Here is an 18,151-nt window from a genome sequence, read left to right on the forward strand (position 1 = left end):
CGTTTTTTTACGTTCAATTTTGCAATGACGGCCAAGCCGTGGGAGCGAGCCTGCTCGCGATGCAGGCGCTGAGGTGCATCTGCACAGACGCAGTGATGCCATCGCAAGCAATCCAGCCCCCACAATGACTGTCATCTTTTGCTCATGACCCCTCTATAACGTAAATAGCCGGTAAAGAGCCTTTTCATAACGGCTCGCACTGCTTATCGTTCGACTTCCTGAAAATTATCGCTCGCGCTAATGGTTGATCACTCCATGCAATCCTCTGTTTCCCACAAATCCCGTTTCTGGCTGTTTGGCCTGCTGGTCTTGCTGATAGTCCTTGGCCTGTGCTGGTGGCTCTGGCCTTCTGCCCCGAAAAAGGCCACGAGCGATCAGCCCGCAGGGCACACCAGCCGCTCAGGGATGATGCGTCCCGGGTTTGGCGGGTCGACTCAGGCCGTGCCAGTCAGGGTGTCGGAAGTCACGCAGGGTAATTTTCCGGTGTACTTCAAGGCGCTGGGCACAGTCACTGCACTCAACACGATCAACGTACGCAGTCGCGTGGCGGGAGAGCTGGTCAAGATCTATTTCAAGGAAGGGCAGATGGTCAAGGCTGGCGAGCTGCTGGCTGAAATCGACCCGCGAAGCTATCAGAACGCCTTGCTGCAAGCCGAAGGCACCCTGCTGCAGAACCAGGCCCAATTGAAAAACGCCCAGGTTGATGTACAGCGCTATCGCGGCCTGTATGCCGAAGACAGTATCGCCAAGCAGACTCTCGATACAGCCGAAGCACTGGTCAGCCAATATCAGGGCACGGTCAAGACCAATCAGGCAGCCGTCAATGATGCCAAGCTGAATCTGGACTTCACCAAGATCCGTGCGCCGATCAGTGGCCGTGTGGGCTTGCGTCAACTGGATGTCGGCAATCTGGTTGCAGCCAACGACACTACGGCCCTGGTTGTGATCACCCAGACCGAGCCGATCGTGGTCGCCTTTACCTTGCCCGAGACCAATCTGTCACTGGTGCTTGAGCGTTATCGCAGCGGCGCGAAAATGCCGGTTCAGGCCTGGAACCGGGGTGACACCAAAGAGCTGGCAGTGGGTGTGTTGAGCAGCATCGACAACCAGATTGATATCACCACCGGTACCCTGAAGTTCAAGGCGCTGTTCGAGAACCGCGATCAGGTGCTGTTCCCCAACCAGTTTGTCAATGTCCGCCTGCTGGCCGACACCCTGGTAAACGTGGTGCTTGCGCCGACAGCGGCGATTCAGTACGGCACCAACGGCTCGTTCGTGTATGCAATGGACGGCGACAACAAGGTCAAGATCCGCACCATTAAAGTGGGCGCCACTGACGGCGATGTGACAGTGATCGAAGACGGCCTGGTGCCGGGTGATCGAGTGGTGCTCGAAGGTACGGACCGTCTGCGCGACGGTGGTGCAGTCGAAGTGGTCAATGACAGTGTTGAAGTGCCAACAACGGCCGCAGGGCAACTGCTGGAGGGCGGCCCTGACACCGATACAGCCCCGGCCCCTGACAAAGCCAAGACCAAGGCCCACGAATGAATCTGTCGCGGCTGTTTATCCTTCGCCCGGTCGCAACCACGCTGTGCATGCTGGCCATTGTGTTGTCCGGGATTATTGCCTATCGCTTGCTGCCGGTGTCGGCCTTGCCTCAGGTCGACTACCCGACAATCCGTGTGATGACGTTGTATCCCGGGGCCAGCCCGGATGTCATGACCAGTGCCGTGACGGCGCCGCTTGAGCGTCAGTTCGGGCAAATGCCGGGCCTGACGCAAATGGCCTCGACCAGTTCCGGTGGCGCATCGGTGCTGACGTTGCGCTTCAATCTCGATATCAACATGGATGTTGCCGAGCAACAGGTGCAGGCCGCGATCAACGCCGCCAGCAACTTGTTGCCCAACGATTTACCGGCGCCGCCGGTGTACAACAAGGTTAACCCTGCAGATACCCCGGTGCTGACCCTGGCGATCAGCTCCAAAACCATGCCGTTGCCCAAACTCAATGATCTGGTCGATACGCGCATGGCGCAAAAAATCGCCCAGATCAGTGGCGTTGGCATGGTCAGTATTGCCGGTGGTCAACGCCAGGCCGTGCGGATCAAGGTCAACCCTGAAGCGCTGGCCGCCAATGGCTTGAACCTGTCGGATGTGCGGGCCCTGATCGGGGCATCCAACGTCAACCAGCCCAAGGGTAACTTTGATGGCCCGACCCGGGTCTCGATGCTGGACGCTAATGACCAGTTGAAAACCCCGCAGGAATACGCCGAGCTGATCCTGGCGTACAACAACGGCGCGCCGCTGCGACTCAAGGACGTAGCCGAAATTGTCGATGGCGCCGAAAACGAGCGTCTTGCCGCCTGGGCCAACGAAAATCAGGCCGTGTTGCTCAATATCCAGCGCCAGCCCGGTGCCAACGTGATTGAGGTGGTGGACCGGATCAAGGCGCTGCTGCCGAGCATCACCGATAACCTGCCGGCGGGTATTGATGTCACGGTGCTGACCGATCGTACCCAAACCATCCGCGCCTCGGTACGTGATGTGCAGTACGAATTGCTGATCGCCATCGCGCTGGTTGTGATGGTGACGTTCCTGTTTTTACGTCGCGCCAGCGCCACCCTTATTCCATCGATTGCCGTGCCGCTGTCGCTGGTCGGCACCTTTGGGGTGATGTATCTGGCGGGGTTCTCGATCAACAACCTGACGCTGATGGCTCTGACTATCGCCACCGGTTTTGTGGTGGATGACGCCATCGTCATGCTCGAGAACATTTCGCGCTATATCGAAGAGGGCGACAGCCCTATGCAAGCGGCGCTCAAGGGCGCCAAACAGATCGGCTTCACCCTGATCTCGCTGACTCTGTCGCTGATTGCGGTGCTGATCCCGCTGCTGTTCATGGCCGACGTGGTGGGGCGCTTGTTCCGGGAGTTTGCGATAACCCTGGCGGTGGCGATCCTGATCTCGCTGGTGGTCTCGCTGACCCTGACGCCGATGATGTGCGCCCGCTTGCTCAAGGCAGAACCCAAACCGCAAGAGCAGGGGCGTTTCTACCGTGCCAGCGGCGCGGTGATTGACTGGATGATTGCCGAGTACGGGCGCATGTTGCAGTGGGTGCTCAAGCACCAGCCGCTGACCCTGCTGGTGGCTATCGGTACTCTGGCATTGACCGTGTTTCTGTACATGGTGGTGCCCAAGGGGTTCTTCCCGGTGCAGGACACCGGGGTGATCCAGGGAATTTCCGAGGCGCCGCAGTCGATTTCGTTCAGCGCCATGAGTCAGCGTCAGCAAGAGTTGGGCAAGATCATCCTGCAAGACCCGGATGTTGAAAGCCTGTCGTCGTATATCGGGGTGGACGGTGATAACCCGACGCTGAACAGCGGACGCATGCTCATCAACCTCAAGCCTCACAGCGAGCGCAGCGACAGTGCTACCGAAGTGATTGCGCGCCTGCAACCGCAACTCGACAAGCTGGCAGGGATTCGCCTGTTTATGCAGCCGGTGCAGGACTTGACCATCGAAGACCGTGTGAGCCGCACCCAGTATCAGTTCAGCCTGTCTTCGCCGGATGCCGAGTTGCTCAGCACCTGGAGCGAAAAACTGGTAACGGCACTGAACAATCAACCTGAACTGGCCGATGTGGCCAGCGATCTGCAAGACAAAGGCTTGCAGGTGTACTTGGTGATTGACCGTGATGCGGCCTCGCGCCTTGGGGTGTCGGTCGCCAATATCACTGACGCGCTGTACGACGCTTTTGGCCAGCGCCAGATCTCGACCATCTACACCCAGGCCAGCCAGTACCGCGTTGTGCTGCAGGCCAAGGACGGCGAGAAGATCGGTCCCCAAGCCCTGGATCAGATCCATGTGAAAACCACCGACGGCGGCCAGGTGCGGCTGTCGAGTCTGGCCAAGGTCGAAGAGCGTCAGGCGCAACTGGCAATCTCACACATCGGCCAGTTCCCTTCGGTCATGGTCTCGTTCAACCTTGCCCCAGGCGTTGCTTTGGGCCAGGCAGTCGAGCTGATCGATCAAGTGCAAAAGGACATCGGCATGCCGCTGGGGGTCAAGACTGAGTTCCAGGGTGCAGCGCAGGCGTTCCAGGCTTCGTTGTCGAGCACCTTGCTGCTGATTCTGGCTGCGGTGGTGACCATGTATATCGTGCTCGGTGTGCTCTATGAGAGCTACATCCACCCGATCACCATCCTCTCGACCCTGCCGTCGGCGGCGGTCGGTGCCTTGCTGGCGCTGATTCTCAGCGGCAATGACCTGGGGATGATTGCGATTATCGGCATCATCCTGCTGATCGGTATCGTGAAGAAGAACGCGATCATGATGATCGACTTCGCCCTCGATGCCGAACGTAATCAGGGCATGGCCCCCGAGCAGGCCATCTATCAAGCCGCGTTGCTGCGCTTCCGGCCGATTCTGATGACCACCCTGGCGGCGCTGTTCGGTGCTGTACCGTTGATGCTGGCCACCGGTTCGGGGGCTGAACTGCGTCAGCCGCTGGGCCTGGTCATGGTGGGCGGTTTGCTGGTGAGCCAGGTGCTGACCCTGTTCACTACCCCGGTGATTTACCTGTATTTCGATCGATTGGGTCGTCGCTGGCGCGGTGATGATGCCCAGGCTGAGCAGGCGTCTGTATGAACCTGTCCGGCCCGTTCATCAAGCGCCCGGTAGCCACCATGCTCCTGAGCCTGGCAATCATGTTGCTGGGGGGGGTGAGCTTCGGTTTGCTGCCGGTGTCGCCGCTGCCTCAAATGGATTTCCCGGTGATTGTGGTGTCGGCCAACCTGCCGGGAGCCAGCCCCGAGGTCATGGCTTCAACCGTGGCCACGCCGCTGGAGCGATCCTTTGGCGCTATTGCCGGGATCAACACCATGAGCAGCAATTCTAGCCAGGGCTCGACCCGGGTGATTTTGCAGTTCGATCAGGACCGGGATATCAACGGTGCTGCGCGAGAAGTGCAAGCAGCGATCAACGCTTCGCGCAACCTGTTGCCCAGCGGCATGAAAAGCATGCCGACCTACAAAAAGATCAACCCGTCACAAGCGCCGATCATGGTGCTGTCGCTGACCTCCGAGGTGCTTTCCAAAGGGCAGCTCTACGACCTGGCTTCCACCATTCTTTCCCAAAGCCTGTCCCAGGTGCCGGGTGTGGGCGAAGTGCAGATTGGCGGCAGCTCTTTGCCCGCGGTGCGTATCGAGCTGGAGCCGCAGCTGCTCAACCAGTACGGTGTCTCGCTGGATGACGTGCGCAGCACCATCGCCAATGCCAACGTGCGTCGACCCAAGGGCGCGGTGTCCGACGGTGATCGTAACTGGCAGATCCAGGCCAACGATCAGTTGGAAAAAGCCAAGGATTACGAGCCCCTGATCATTCGCTACCAGGACGGCGCAGCGCTGCGTCTGAGCCATGTGGCCAAGGTCAAGGACAGTGTCGAAGACCGTTACAACAGCGGTTTTTTCAATAACGATGCGGCAGTCTTGCTGGTGGTCAACCGCCAGGCCGGTGCCAACATCATCGAGACCGTGAACGCGATCAAGGCCCAATTGCCGGCCCTGCAAGCGGTGCTGCCGGCCAGTGTCCAGCTGAACCTGGCGATGGACCGTTCGCCGGTGATCAAGGCCACGTTGCATGAAGCCGAAATGACCCTGCTGATCGCCGTGGCGCTAGTGATTCTGGTGGTGTTCCTGTTTCTGGGTAATTTCCGTGCATCGCTGATTCCGACGCTGGCAGTGCCGGTCTCATTGGTTGGCACTTTTGCGATCATGTACCTGTACGGCTTCTCGCTGAACAACCTGTCATTGATGGCCTTGATTCTGGCGACCGGGCTGGTGGTGGATGACGCCATCGTGGTGCTGGAGAACATCTCGAGACACATTGATGCCGGTATTGCACCGATGAAAGCGGCGTACCTCGGGGCCCAGGAAGTCGGTTTTACCTTGCTCTCGATGAACGTGTCGCTGGTGGCGGTGTTCTTGTCGATTCTGTTCATGGGCGGGATTGTCGAAAGCCTGTTCCGCGAGTTTTCCATCACCCTCGCGGCTTCGATTGTAGTGTCGCTGGTGGTGTCTTTGACCCTGACGCCGATGCTTTGCGCTCGCTGGCTTAAACCCCATGTGCCGGGCACTGAAAACGCCATGCAACGCTGGAGCATACGGCTCAACGAGCGCATGGTCAGTGGTTATGCCCGTAGCCTGGACTGGGTGCTGCGGCACAAGCGCCTGACCCTGTTCAGCCTATTGGTGACCATTGGCGTCAACGTTGCGCTGTATGTCGTGGTGCCCAAGACCTTTATGCCGCAACAGGACACCGGGCAACTGATCGGCTTTGTTCGCGGCGACGATGGCCTGTCGTTCAGCGTGATGCAGCCGAAGATGGAAATCTTCCGTAAGGCTGTGTTGGCCGACCCGGCGGTCGAGAGTGTCGCAGGCTTTATTGGCGGCAACGGTGGCACCAACAATGCGTTCATGATCGTGCGCCTCAAGCCGATTTCAGAGCGCAATGTGTCCGCGCAAAAGGTCATCGAACGCTTGCGCGAAAACATGCCCAAGGTACCCGGTGGCCGCCTGATGCTGATGGCCGACCAGGACCTGCAGTTTGGCGGCGGGCGTGATCAGACCAGCTCGCAATATTCCTACATTCTGCAAAGTGGCGACCTAGGCCAGTTGCGCACCTGGTATCCGAAGGTGGTGGCTGCCCTCAAGGAGCTGCCGGAGCTGACAGCCATCGATGCCCGCGAAGGGCGTGGCGCACAGCAGGTGACGCTGGTGGTCGATCGTGATCAGGCCAAGCGCCTGGGCGTGGATATGGACATGGTCACTGCCGTGCTCAACAACGCCTACAGCCAGCGGCAGATTTCAACCATCTACGACAGCCTGAACCAGTATCAGGTGGTGATGGAGGTCAATCCCAAATACGCCCAGGACCCCGAAACCCTGAATCAGGTGCAGGTGATTACCGCCGATGGTCAGCGGATTCCGTTATCGACCATTGCCCATTACGAAAACAGCCTGCAGAACGACCGTGTATCCCACGAAGGCCAGTTCGCCTCGGAGACCATTGCGTTTGATCTGGCTCCTGGCGTGACGCTTGAGCAAGGTACAGCGGCCATTGAAAGGGCTATCGCAAAACTCGGCTTGCCCGAAGAAGTGATCGTGAAAATGGCCGGTACGGGCGATGCGTTTGCGGCCACACAAAAAAGCCAGCCGTTCATGATTTTGGGTGCGTTGGTGGCGGTGTATCTGGTGTTGGGGATTCTCTATGAGAGTTACATCCACCCACTGACCATTCTGTCGACTTTGCCATCGGCCGGGGTGGGTGCGCTGCTGAGTATCTACCTCACGGGCGGTGAGTTCAGCTTGATCTCACTGCTCGGTTTGTTCTTGCTGATCGGTGTGGTGAAGAAAAACGCGATCCTGATGATCGATCTTGCGCTGCAACTGGAGCGACACTCCGGCCTTGGCCCGCAAGAGTCGATCCGCAGCGCGTGCCTGCAACGTTTAAGGCCGATTTTGATGACGACCCTGGCGGCTATTCTCGGCGCCTTGCCGCTGATGCTGAGCACCGCCGAAGGTGCAGAAATGCGCCAGCCCCTGGGCCTGACCATTATCGGCGGGCTGATTTTCAGCCAGATCCTGACCCTCTACACCACCCCTGTGGTTTACCTCTATCTCGACCGTTTACGCCATCGTTTCAACAAATGGCGTGGCGTGCGCACTGATGCTGCTCTGGAAACTCCGCTATGACCTCTCGTTTGCTTACTCTTGCACCGGCTCTGTCGTCCCGACGTTGGCCGCTGGCCCGTGGCTCGCGCCTGCTGGGCCTGGCGCTGTCCGCCGTATTGCTCAGTGCCTGTGCGATTGGCCCGGACTACCAGCGGCCGCAAACGTCAGCGCCGCTTGAGTACAAGGAGGCTGCTGGCTGGACTCAGGCCAACCCCAGCGACTCATTAGCCCGTGGTGCCTGGTGGGAGTTGTACGGTGATCAGCAGCTCAACGGGCTGGTTGAAACCCTAAACAGTTCCAACCAGACCATTGCGCAGTCCGAAGCCCAGTTTCGTCAGGCCCAGGCATTGGTGCGCAGCGCGCGCGGGGCCTTTTTGCCGAGTGCCGACCTGAGCGTGGGCAAAACCCGCTCCAGTCAGGGGACCGGTAGCTCCAACTCGAGCCTGACTAGCTCCAGCAGCGGTATTCGTGACACTTTGAATGCTCAGGTCGGGGTGAGCTGGGAGGCTGATGTGTGGGGCAAGTTGCGTCGTGGCCTGGAAGCCAATGAGGCCAGTGCCCAAGCCAGCCTGGCCGATGTGGCCGCAATGCGTCTGAGCCAGCAGTCGGAACTGGTGCAGAACTACCTGCAGCTGCGGGTGATCGATGAGCAAAAGCGTTTGCTGGAGGCTACGGTCGAGGCGTATCAGCGCTCGTTGAAAATGAGTGAAAACCAGTACCGGGCAGGGATTTCCGGCAAGGACGCGGTGGCTCAGGCACAAACCCAGTTGCGCAACACCCAGGCCAGTCTTATCGATCTGATCTGGCAGCGTGCGCAGTTTGAAAACGCGATTGCAGTGCTCACAGGGCAAGCACCCTCGGGCTTCAATCTGGCTGAAATCAAAGATGTGCCCACGTTGCCGCAGATCCCGGTCAGCCTGCCTTCACAATTGCTCGAAAGGCGCCCTGATATCGCTTCGGCGGAGCGTTCGGTTATCGCCGCCAATGCCAATATCGGTGTGGCTAAAGCTGCTTATTATCCGGATTTCAGCCTGAGCCTGTCGGGCGGTTACAGCAGCAGCCAGTATCAGGACTGGATCAGCGTGCCGAACCGTTTCTGGTCGGTGGGGCCGAAAATTGCCTTGCCGCTGTTTGATGGTGGCCAGCGTTCGGCAGAGGTGGATCGTAACGAAGCCGTGTATGACCAGACCGTGGCCAAGTACCGTCAGACCGTGCTTGACGGCTTGCGGGAAGTGGAAAACTACATGGTGCAATTGAAGGTGCTGGGAGATGAGTCGGTTGTGCAGGAGCAGGCACTGGAATCGGCCCGCGAATCGCTGCGTTTGACCAACAACCAGTACAAGGCCGGTCTGATTGCTTACCTGGACGTGGTCTCGGTACAAACCACCGCTCTGAGTACCGAGCGCAGCGTGCTCAACTTGCTGCAAAGCCGACTGATTGCCAGCGTGCAGTTGATTGCGGCGCTGGGGGGCGGCTGGGATGGCAACATCGACCTGAGTGCCCGGGAACAATAAATCCTGTCCTGATGGTGCTTGCCCAGCCGCCCTTGTGGGAGCGAGCCCGCTCGCGAAGGCATCATCGCGATTTTACGGATGCACCGCGGCGCCAGAATCGCGAGCAGGCTCGCTCCCACGGTGAATCGGCCTGCTGTTCTTACCCAGCCGCCCTTGTGGGAGCGAGCCCGCTCGCGAAGGCATCATCGCGATTTTACGGATGCACCGCGGCGCCAGAATCGCGAGCAGGCTCGCTCCCACAGGTTCTACTGATAAAAACTGAACCGGTCCTTACCGCTGTTTTTGGATGCGTACAACGCCTTGTCGGCATTGGCAAGGGCCTGGTTCAGGGTGTCGTTATCTCCCACCCGGGCCAGGCCGATGCTGACGGTCACCGGATGTGCGTGCGGGTCCTCACGCACGTGCAGGCACAAGGTGTCCATCAGCGTCTCGGCGTCGCTGCGACGTACACCTGACAGGTACACGGCAAACTCCTCTCCGCCCAGTCGCGCGTACTCATGGTCAGCCATCACCTCCTTGATGATGTCGGCAGTACGCTTGAGCACCTCATCGCCAATATCATGGCCGTACTGGTCGTTTACCTTCTTGAAATTATCGATATCGATCATCGCCAGATAGTGATCACGCTCACGGGGCTGTGCCTGCAACTCATGACTTGCCTGAAGCATGAAGGAACGCCGGTTGGGAATCTCGGTCAGGGCATCGATATAGGCCTGGGCCACCAACAGTTTGGACATGGTGTAGTTGTGCAGTTTGACCCGACGCAATTTGAAGAAACTGTAAGTCGTCAGGCTGCACAGAAAGGCGAAATAGCACAGGATCAGGAGGCCACGCAGATCCATGATCGACGCTTGGGTCATCAGGAAAGGGTTGAGCACGATGCAGTCAATGACCGCGACACTCAGGAAGGCCCAACGGCTCAGGGGTAGAATCGATGCGCTGTAGAGGATGCTGGAGCTGGCAAGTGCCAGCCAGATGGGTTGTGTATCCGCGGGCAAGCCAAAGATGATCAGGCGCAAGCCCAGGGTAATGACCAGGACGAAAACCAGGTTGAGTACGTCGAAGTGCCGGTACTTGTGAATAAAGCCGAGCATGATGGTCAGCACCACCATGGTGCTGATAAACAGCAAGGACAGGACGGTCAAACCCTGGCCGCCCTTGATGCTGACAATAAGGTTGAACAGCAGCCAGATGGCAATGCTCGCGGTGTAGGTCAGCCGGCAAAAATTGCGCAGGTTATCAAAATCATATTGGGCAAATTCGGCTTGCAAGGCAGGCGGGGCGGCTTGTTTTGAGATCTCTGATTCAATGGTTTTGAGCATTGCGCCCCTTGATCACTGTCAGATGAATGAATCCGGGTGATCACGTGTTCAGTAACGCCTACCCGGGCTACCCAGATAACCCTAGCAGGAGTTTGCGGCTTATCGAAACGGGGTATCAGCCATCGTGGGCGAAGACTTCGCCGATGCTGCGACGGCGCGCATGTTGTTCGCTTGCCCGAATCAGTTCTTCTAGATCCTCAGGGGTCACGTCTATAAATGCGTCCATTTGCTGCAGTGCATTTTGCAAGTCTTGAGCGGTAATACCCGGATCACCAGGGACCTGATCCGCTATCACCAGGGGGTTGGCCTCGGTCGATTTTTTGGGGTAACGCACCCGGGTCAGATTGTTGTAGGCCAGCGCCGCAAGCAGCATGCTGATCGCGCTGAGCATCACCGGGGCAAGCACGCCCCAACCCAGGCTGGCGCTGTCCGGATCGGCCAGTACCACCAGTAACGCCAGCGCTCCGGCAGGGGGGTGCAGGCAGCGCAGCAGGCACATGCACAGCAGGGCTATGCCGACGGCGAGGCAGGCGGTGTCCAGGTCACGCCCGAAAAAGTACACCACTGCCAGTGACACCACCGTTGCGCACAAATAGCCGCCGACAATCGACCAAGGTTGTGCCAGCGCTCCTGACGACACGGCAAACAGCAAAATGGCAGAAGCCCCCAGCGGGCCAATTAAATGCATGGCCACGGGCAGACCGAAGAACAGGCTGCACACCCAGACGCTGAACAGTGTGCCAAGGGACACGCCAATGGCTGCGCGGCTCCACTCGGCGGGACGGGTGTTCGTAGCCGCAGGCAATAGGCGGCTGATCCAGCGGTTTTGCATGGTCAGGAAAATCCGGTTTTGAGGAGCTGGCAGGTAAAAAAAGGGCCTGACGGGTTTTCCGGCAAGCCCTTGAAAATGTCCCTTCATTTGGGGGAGGAACGGGTGCAGTCTGCCCCGAAATGAAGCAGTCCGCAAATGCATAATAATGCTAATTAAGTGCATTAAAATTGATGTTATGCGCTGTTATCCCCGATTATCAGGGGTGAGTTTGCCCAGTACCCGTTCATATACCTCGTTGTTCAAGAGCCGCTGCTCGATAAAGGTGCGTGCGTTGGGGCTCTTGGCCAGCGGGCCCTTCAAAACAATCAGAGCATCTCTCAGCTTCAGCAGTTTGCAGAGTGTGAACAGGCAAGCGTCGTCAGCGCATCCTTGCGCCTGGATACACAGGTTCTGCTGGGAGGAGGGGATAGCATTGGCAGCCAAGGATTTATTCATCGCGTTGTGCTCCGTAGTTGAGGGCATGGATGGATGCATAGAGGGCTTGTCACCAATGCCCGGTATCAGGATACAAGCAGTGACATATCGCTCATTTACTCGGAGCGCGATCTAGGATTTGCGGCAGTGATTGTAAAGTGTCAAAACAGCGAGGTGGTGTCAGTCAATGCGCAGCGAGAGATAAGATTTACGGAGAAAATCGTAGGATTGTTCAATGTAGGTGGTGAGGTATTTGGGGGCGTAAATTCACGCAAATATAGGGATGCAGGCGCACTTTTGCCGATGTGGTTTCTTACTGAAACTTACATCAGTGTTGAAAGTAGAAATACATTTTGCGCGTGGTGTAATGACCGATTCAAGCTGGGCCTTCAGGCAATTTTGAGCTCAGGCAATACGAGGGTTCTAATCGGCTTTACCTAGAAGCCATCCTTCAAATGCGCTCTGGGCCGGGTCTTCCAGGCAGGGTGCGTAGTAGCTCAGATGCAAGTGCCTGTCGGCGTCAACCGTCAAGGTGGTGTGCTCAAACGAGATGTTTCCAAATGAGGGGATATCAAGGTGCCTGATGCCTTGGCAGGGCCCCTGGATATCTTGCCTGTTCCACCAGTGCTTGAATTCGGTACTGACTTTTTCGAGGCTGCGCACCAGTTCAGTAACGTCGCTTTGTGTCGACGCGTGAGCAAAGTCCCTGCGAAAACTGGAGAGCATGTGTATCGCTTGTTGCTCCCAGGCGCACAGTAGCGAACGCATTTTTTCATCGGTAAAGAGCATCCACAGCAGGTTGCGCTGTTCTGCAGGTTTGTCCGCAAAGTTGAATATTTTGTCGGCGGCCGAGTTCCAGGCCAGCACATCCCAGCGCAGATTGAGTACATAGGCAGGGCGCAGAGGCATGTCTGCCATTAAGCGATGGATGACTTTTGGTACCACGCACCATGTTTGCGCCTGTTCAGCCGGTGCTCGTTGGTAGGTGAGCAGGTAAAGGTGCCTGCGCTCTGTGGCATCAAGTCTCAAGACACGGCAAAGACTGTCGAGGAACCCTGGCGAAACTCCGATCTCGCGGCCTTGCTCAAGCCACGTGTACCAGGTCAGACCGACGCCGGCCAACGCGGCGACTTCCTCGCGCCGCAGCCCCGGGGTTCTTCTTCGTCCGCTCGCGGGTAACCCTGCCTGTTCGGGTGAAATTCGCTCCCGACGACTACGCAAAAATGCCGCCAGTTCGTCCCGGGTACGCGCCAGTGTCCGAGTCATTACCCAGTTGCTCCTAGTAATAGTATAAGTGGTAGATATTGTAACAATTATTAGCATGCTAAAGAATTCGCCGAATGAGGGCGCGCGCAGAGCAGGTGCCGCCCCACATTCATTAAGGAAGATTCTTATGCAAAGGAAAACCCCCGCATCGGTCTACTGGATTGCCCTCGGCGCTTTTGCGCTGGGTATGGCGTCCTTTGTCACGGCTGGCCTGGTGCCCATGATTGAGCGGGCCTTTAGCGTATCGGTAGGCGCAGCAGCGCAATTGGTGACAGTGTTTGCTTTGGCGTATGGCATCGGGTCGCCTGTATGCGTTGCACTCTTGCCTGCGCAGCGGCAGAGGTTCGGGCTGTTATCCGCCCTGGGGATTTTTGTGTTGGCTAATGTGGCCAGCACGATCGTTGATGACTTTGCGGCGCTGCTGGTGTGTCGTGCATTTGCCGGGCTTGGGGCCGGTGTTTATCTGGCCGCCGGAATTAGCGCTTGTGCGGCGGTCTCTGAACCTCACAGACGCGGTCGAGGGATTGCCATCATCATGGCTGGAATGGCCAGCGGGACTGTTTTGGGGGTTCCTTTAAGCCTGCTGCTGGCTGAACAGTCAGGGTGGCAGGCCGCACTGTGGTTCATTGCCTTGCTAGGGGCTGGCTCATGGCTGGGATTACTGATCAAACTGCCCGAGCTGCCTGCCGCACCGCAAATGCCCCTTCGGAACAAACTCCTGTTGCTGGAAAACCCGAAGGTAGTGAACATCCTGATGGTTTCGCTGTTAGCCGCAGTGTCCAGCCTGGGGATGTATACCTTCATCGTCCCGTTCATAACTGACCCTGGCTATGCAAGCGTCGACAGCGTGACACCTTACCTGTGGGTCTGGGGGCTGGGTGGCGTTGCGGGAAGCTTCATGATTGCGCCGCTGGTTGAGCGCATTGAGGGGCCTGTGTTGATACTGATCATCATGCTGGTGTTGACCGTTTCGCTATTGGCACTGCCGGTGGCCGCCGCAGTGTCGCCCTGGTTGGCCATGATTCCCATCGCGATCTGGGGTGGCGTGGGATGGGCCTTGCAGGTTCCCCAGAACAACGAATTGATCTCGGCGCGGGAACGACATGGCGATGGTAATTTAGCCGTGGCTTTGAATGAGTCTGCCCTCTACCTGGGAAGCGCAGCAGGTGCCGGTGCAGGAGGTTTTCTATTGATGTTGAACATGCCCGGTTGGGCGCTGGCGATCTGTGCCGGAGCAGTGGCGTTTCTAGGCACCGTTTTACAGTTCATTAACGTGCGCGGACATAAAACCCCATTTGCAGGAAGCATCCAAAATGCCAAAAACCGCTCGATCGATTGAAACGTACATTTTTGCAAAGGATGCAAACCGGCCTGATCTTCTGCGCCAATCCTTCACTGCGGATGCAACCCTTGAAATGGTTGTGCACACAGGCGCCATCTCTTTTCCTCCGCACGTCAGCGGTCGAGCAGGGATCGCGCAGGTGCTGGTGCGCAGCTTTGGCCAGAGTTATGAAAACGTCTATACGTTCTGCCTGGGGGAGCCACCCAAGGCAGATGCAATCACCCATGCCTGCAAATGGCTGGTAGGCATGTCCGTCAAAGAGACGGGCGAACTGCGCATCGGCTGCGGCGATTATCACTGGCGTTTCGAGCCGCAATCGGGACTTGCGCAGCATTTGTGCATTACGATTGAACACATGCAGGTGTGTCTGCCTGAGGACCTGGAGCCGGTCATGAACTGGCTGCAAAGCCTCGAATATCCGTGGTGCCTGCCCAACGAGGTGATTGAGGGCGCACCGCAGATCAGCAACATTGCCCCGGTCATTGAGTACCTTCAAACCTGAGCCCTGCACATTTCAGCAGCAGGACCGCTCTACGCACACACCACGTCTTGGCACGTGGTGTGTGCATTTTCAGCCCGGAGATTGAATTTCTTGCTATAAACGCACTCCATTAGCCCCTGTTAAACACTTTTTTCGTCACTTTCCAGGTTTTGCTGGACAAATAGGTGCGTTTTCAGTTGCTGAGTCGATAAGTCGGCCTTAGACTGCCGCCCCTCGTAAATTGAGTGCCGGGTGGCGCTTGAAATAGATGGCACCTAACGGGTTGGGATGTAGATCGGTCAGAACGCTCCCTAATTAGCCTTAATGCACGTATTTTTTATAGAGAAATCAATGACAAAGGATAAGTTGCTGGCCATGCCGGCGGATGACTACATGAATGCCGAGCAACATGCTTTTTTCAGCGAGCTGTTGCAAAACATGAAGGTCGAAACCCACGAGCGTATCGAGCAGAACCGCATCGCTATCGAGAGCCTGGACACTCCAGCCGACCCTGCAGACGCCGCTTCGGTTGAAGAAGAGCGCACCTGGCTGGTGAACGCAATCGACCGTGACCAGCGCATGCTGCCTCAGCTTGAGCAGGCACTGGAACGTATCAAGGACGACAGCTTCGGCTGGTGTGATGACAGTGGCGATGCAATCGGCCTCAAGCGCCTGCTGATCAGCCCTACCACCAAGTACTGCATCGAAGCTCAAGAGCGTCACGAGCAAATCGACAAGCATCAGCGTCAGGCCTAAGCGCCTGTCCTTGCCGGAACCGCGCCATGCGGTTTCGGTAGCTTGGGCTCTGCAATCGTTTGTATTGCAACCATCATCCCGCAATCCCCCCCGCTAAAATTTAAATTAACGTTTAGCTAAGTGTCCTGATGAAGTCCCTTTATATTTGGCACGGCGTTTTTTGCGCAAAGCTGAATTAATCGAGGGCAGGTCATGAGTCACTCAGGCAATACGGGATACGTATTGCGTGTCGGTATCTTTTTCGACGGTACGGCCAACAACCAGTTCAACAGCCTTCTGGGGCAAGAGCGTCAGGCCCAGGGGCTGAAGGTCGATCCGGGCAGCAGTTATGCCGGCGTTGCGACTAATATCGCCCGGCTGCACCAACGCTACCCTGTGGAAGCAGGCTTTAACGATGGACGCGCGCACACGTCGATTTACGTCAGCGGTATCGGCACCACCACAGGCGCCCCGGATTCTGCATTTCCGGGCCTGAGTTATGGTCGTGGTCGCACTGGCGTGCTGGGCAAGGCCGATGAGGCTCAGGCGCTGCTGAACCAATGCCTGGAGCAGTACACACGGCTTTTGCCACCTGGCGCCTTGAGTCATGTGCAACTGGACCTGTTTGGATTCAGTCGAGGGGCGGCAGCGGCCCGGCACTTTGCCAATCAAGTGCGCACTCTCCCTTTTGAAAAGCAGATGGCGCTGGCGCCCGACTTCAAATGTTCGATTGAGTTTATCGGCTTGTTCGATACCGTCGCGGCCATGGGCGGGCTTGAGGACTGGGGAGATGTTGGCGACGAGATCAACCCTGGGCTCAATCTGTACCTGGGGCCCGACTGTGCGCAACAAGTGGTGCAGCTGTGTGCGCGTGATGAAAACCGGCGCAACTTTCCCCTGACCCGAATTGCACCCCAATGGCCCCTGGATATTTTTCTGCCGGGTGCTCATGCCGATCTGGGCGGCGGGTATCCGGTGGATATGCTGGAGTACGTGCAGTTGACGCGTTGGCAGAGCAATCTGGTCGCCCCGTCGACGCCTGTCAGGCTGACCCGGGCCTGGACATTGACGCAGGCGCAACTCCCGGGCTGGCAACAAAAGAGCTTGATTGACCCGCACTCGCCAGACGATTTTTTGCAGATCCGCACCGACGAGCGTAAGGCCGGTACCCGTGAGGATCCGATGAAACGGGTGCAGGCAGCCGTTTTCATGCAGCGTCGAATGCGCGGTCATCTCTCGCGGGTGTACTTGCATATCATGCACGCCGTGGCCGGTGAGCACGGTGTACCCTTTGGCGCCCTGACCGATGCACTGGAGGTTGTGCCGGATGAGCTATTACCCATTGCCGCGAAGCTCAAGGAGCAATTGAGGACACATACGATCACCCTGACTGGCCCCCAGGAGCGCTTGCTGCGCCAGCGTTACGTGCATCATTCGGCCAACTGGGATGCTGATGTGGGCGAAGGGCTCGGGGTGCTGGAAAAGGCTTTTTTCAACATTCCGCAAGAGGGCGGACGCTCGGTGTTCGCTCAGAGCGCACCGGCCTAGGCGTGCTTTACAGGGATATTGTTACAGCTGATGCAATGGAGCTGTACAGGGCACGGCTTTTTCCAGCGCGCGTTACTCTTTAAGATGGCCCATATCGTTAGGTGACTAACTAAATAGGTAGAGTAACCATCATGTCTAACCGGGTTGATGTCGCCGTGATGATTGGCAGCGGTGTACCCAAAGGCTTGCGGGCCGCGGGTCAGAAGGCTTGCTGGGTTGTGCTGGTCAATGGTGAGCAGCGGGGTACGGCTTTCTCCAGCCGCCTGGAAGCGGAGGAGTGTCGTACAGCCTGGATGGCGCAGTTGAGCGCCACCCAATGCGCAATGCATGTACGGGCTCAGCGCGCCTGATTCGGGCCTGGATGATTCAAGACCGGTTGACTGGGGTCTAAGCGTTGAGGGCGCCTGCGTCCACTGCCTGTTTTAATTCCAGTGCCGAGCTCTTGGCTGCAACTTCTGCCTGTTCGGCAGTCTTGAACCAACGGTCTTTCTCGACCTGATGGTAAGTCACCGTTTTCAGTGGTGGCTTGGCCCGCATCACAATCACTGCCTGAAACTCACCGTCGACTTCTTTGGACTCGCCGCGGATAAAAAATTCGCCAATATCAAATTCCGTCACGTGTCACTTTCCCTTCGAGGTAATGAAGCCCAGACAACCCGGCGGCATGGGCCAGGTCGATTTTTGCGCAAGTATGGCAGTTGTTGACACCCAGCGGCGCAGTTAACGTGTCCGGGCGACGAAAGCGCTGTTGAAGGGCTATCAAACGAAGTAAAAATCAGGATTTGCCCGATTGAGAAGCGGATGTGTATACCCAATCTCGGGCATGAGCCGTTAGAATGGCGTTCCGGTTGTATTTTTTAGCCTGTTTTCGCTGATGCAGGCCCGGGTTGATGCCCATCACCCTGCGGTAATCGTCGGTCTTTGTTACATGCCACTCCCGACTCCAGCAGTCTGGAGTTTTTTGTTGT

General features: G+C 57.5%; 14 protein-coding genes. 9 read left to right on the forward strand and 5 right to left on the reverse strand.

Annotation, left to right across the window (positions count from 1 at the left end):
• The first annotated feature begins 240 nt into the window (after window positions 1-240).
• The 4 genes from TU76_RS15085 to TU76_RS15100 are packed head-to-tail and all read left to right on the forward strand — an operon-like array spanning window position 241 to window position 9,243.
• Window positions 241-1,548 carry an MdtA/MuxA family multidrug efflux RND transporter periplasmic adaptor subunit gene (locus TU76_RS15085; protein ID WP_048351981.1) on the forward strand — a complete coding sequence of 436 codons (1,308 nt, stop codon included), beginning with the start codon at window positions 241-243 and terminating at the stop codon, window positions 1,546-1,548.
• Window positions 1,545-4,646 carry an MdtB/MuxB family multidrug efflux RND transporter permease subunit gene (locus TU76_RS15090; protein WP_019828952.1) on the forward strand — a complete coding sequence of 1,034 codons (3,102 nt, stop codon included), beginning with the start codon at window positions 1,545-1,547 and terminating at the stop codon, window positions 4,644-4,646. Before TU76_RS15085 ends, TU76_RS15090 begins: the two co-directional genes overlap by 4 nt.
• Window positions 4,643-7,750: an efflux RND transporter permease subunit gene (locus tag TU76_RS15095; RefSeq protein WP_019828953.1), complete on the forward strand. Its 3,108-nt coding sequence runs from the start codon at window positions 4,643-4,645 to the stop codon at window positions 7,748-7,750. Before TU76_RS15090 ends, TU76_RS15095 begins: the two co-directional genes overlap by 4 nt.
• Window positions 7,747-9,243, forward strand: coding sequence for an efflux transporter outer membrane subunit (locus tag TU76_RS15100; RefSeq protein ID WP_019828954.1), 1,497 nt, complete (start codon window positions 7,747-7,749; stop codon window positions 9,241-9,243). Before TU76_RS15095 ends, TU76_RS15100 begins: the two co-directional genes overlap by 4 nt.
• 245 nt (window positions 9,244-9,488) lie before the next feature.
• Here TU76_RS15100 and TU76_RS15105 read toward each other — a convergent pair whose 3' ends face one another.
• From TU76_RS15105 to TU76_RS15125, 4 genes are all read right to left on the reverse strand, one after another.
• The gene (locus tag TU76_RS15105) at window positions 9,489-10,565 is read right to left on the reverse strand and encodes a GGDEF domain-containing protein (protein WP_046809542.1); all 1,077 of its coding nucleotides are present in this window, start codon (window positions 10,563-10,565) and stop codon (window positions 9,489-9,491) included.
• Window positions 10,566-10,680: 115 nt separating this feature from the next.
• On the reverse strand, window positions 10,681-11,397 hold the full coding sequence (locus TU76_RS15110) for an HPP family protein (RefSeq protein ID WP_048351982.1): 717 nt from the start codon (window positions 11,395-11,397) through the stop codon (window positions 10,681-10,683).
• 183 nt (window positions 11,398-11,580) lie between these two features.
• The gene (locus TU76_RS15115) at window positions 11,581-11,832 is read right to left on the reverse strand and encodes a type VI secretion system contractile sheath small subunit (protein ID WP_019828957.1); all 252 of its coding nucleotides are present in this window, start codon (window positions 11,830-11,832) and stop codon (window positions 11,581-11,583) included.
• Window positions 11,833-12,234: 402 nt separating this feature from the next.
• Window positions 12,235-13,077 carry a helix-turn-helix transcriptional regulator gene (locus TU76_RS15125; RefSeq protein WP_037032785.1) on the reverse strand — a complete coding sequence of 281 codons (843 nt, stop codon included), beginning with the start codon at window positions 13,075-13,077 and terminating at the stop codon, window positions 12,235-12,237.
• Window positions 13,078-13,204: 127 nt separating this feature from the next.
• On the opposite strand from TU76_RS15125, the gene TU76_RS15130 reads away from it, so the two are divergent.
• The 5 genes from TU76_RS15130 (at window position 13,205) to TU76_RS15150 (ending at window position 17,533) form a co-directional block, all read left to right on the forward strand.
• Window positions 13,205-14,416, forward strand: a complete 1,212-nt coding sequence (locus TU76_RS15130) for an MFS transporter (RefSeq protein ID WP_072022800.1) — start codon at window positions 13,205-13,207, stop codon at window positions 14,414-14,416.
• Window positions 14,391-14,921 (forward strand): hypothetical protein, encoded by a 531-nt coding sequence (locus tag TU76_RS15135; RefSeq protein WP_048351984.1) that lies wholly within the window; start codon window positions 14,391-14,393, stop codon window positions 14,919-14,921. The genes TU76_RS15130 and TU76_RS15135 overlap by 26 nt, the downstream gene beginning before the upstream one ends.
• Before the next feature lie 330 nt (window positions 14,922-15,251).
• On the forward strand, window positions 15,252-15,656 hold the full coding sequence (locus tag TU76_RS15140; protein WP_016780464.1) for a TraR/DksA family transcriptional regulator: 405 nt from the start codon (window positions 15,252-15,254) through the stop codon (window positions 15,654-15,656).
• Window positions 15,657-15,848: 192 nt separating this feature from the next.
• Entirely contained in the window at window positions 15,849-17,183 is a 1,335-nt protein-coding gene (locus TU76_RS15145; RefSeq protein ID WP_048351985.1) for a T6SS phospholipase effector Tle1-like catalytic domain-containing protein, read from the forward strand.
• Window positions 17,184-17,314: 131 nt separating this feature from the next.
• Window positions 17,315-17,533, forward strand: a complete 219-nt coding sequence (locus tag TU76_RS15150; RefSeq protein WP_019828962.1) for a hypothetical protein — start codon at window positions 17,315-17,317, stop codon at window positions 17,531-17,533.
• A 37-nt stretch (window positions 17,534-17,570) separates the two neighbouring features.
• Here TU76_RS15150 and TU76_RS15155 read toward each other — a convergent pair whose 3' ends face one another.
• Window positions 17,571-17,801: a hypothetical protein gene (locus tag TU76_RS15155; protein WP_046809536.1), complete on the reverse strand. Its 231-nt coding sequence runs from the start codon at window positions 17,799-17,801 to the stop codon at window positions 17,571-17,573.
• Window positions 17,802-18,151: the final 350 nt, after the last annotated feature.

The sequence above is a fragment of the Pseudomonas psychrophila genome (assembly GCF_001043005.1).
Taxonomy (GTDB): Bacteria; Pseudomonadota; Gammaproteobacteria; order Pseudomonadales; family Pseudomonadaceae; genus Aquipseudomonas; species Aquipseudomonas psychrophila.

Coding starts and splice junctions, on each gene's coding strand:
- TU76_RS15140 (WP_016780464.1), top strand. CDS start 15,252: ATGACAAAGGATAAGTTGCTGGCCATGCCGGCGGATGACTACATGAAT.
- TU76_RS15110 (WP_048351982.1), bottom strand. CDS start 11,397: ATGCAAAACCGCTGGATCAGCCGCCTATTGCCTGCGGCTACGAACACC.
- TU76_RS15115 (WP_019828957.1), bottom strand. CDS start 11,832: ATGAATAAATCCTTGGCTGCCAATGCTATCCCCTCCTCCCAGCAGAAC.
- TU76_RS15145 (WP_048351985.1), top strand. CDS start 15,849: ATGAGTCACTCAGGCAATACGGGATACGTATTGCGTGTCGGTATCTTT.
- TU76_RS15125 (WP_037032785.1), bottom strand. CDS start 13,077: ATGACTCGGACACTGGCGCGTACCCGGGACGAACTGGCGGCATTTTTG.
- TU76_RS15150 (WP_019828962.1), top strand. CDS start 17,315: ATGTCTAACCGGGTTGATGTCGCCGTGATGATTGGCAGCGGTGTACCC.
- TU76_RS15135 (WP_048351984.1), top strand. CDS start 14,391: ATGCCAAAAACCGCTCGATCGATTGAAACGTACATTTTTGCAAAGGAT.
- TU76_RS15105 (WP_046809542.1), bottom strand. CDS start 10,565: ATGCTCAAAACCATTGAATCAGAGATCTCAAAACAAGCCGCCCCGCCT.
- TU76_RS15090 (WP_019828952.1), top strand. CDS start 1,545: ATGAATCTGTCGCGGCTGTTTATCCTTCGCCCGGTCGCAACCACGCTG.
- TU76_RS15100 (WP_019828954.1), top strand. CDS start 7,747: ATGACCTCTCGTTTGCTTACTCTTGCACCGGCTCTGTCGTCCCGACGT.
- TU76_RS15085 (WP_048351981.1), top strand. CDS start 241: ATGGTTGATCACTCCATGCAATCCTCTGTTTCCCACAAATCCCGTTTC.
- TU76_RS15095 (WP_019828953.1), top strand. CDS start 4,643: ATGAACCTGTCCGGCCCGTTCATCAAGCGCCCGGTAGCCACCATGCTC.
- TU76_RS15130 (WP_072022800.1), top strand. CDS start 13,205: ATGCAAAGGAAAACCCCCGCATCGGTCTACTGGATTGCCCTCGGCGCT.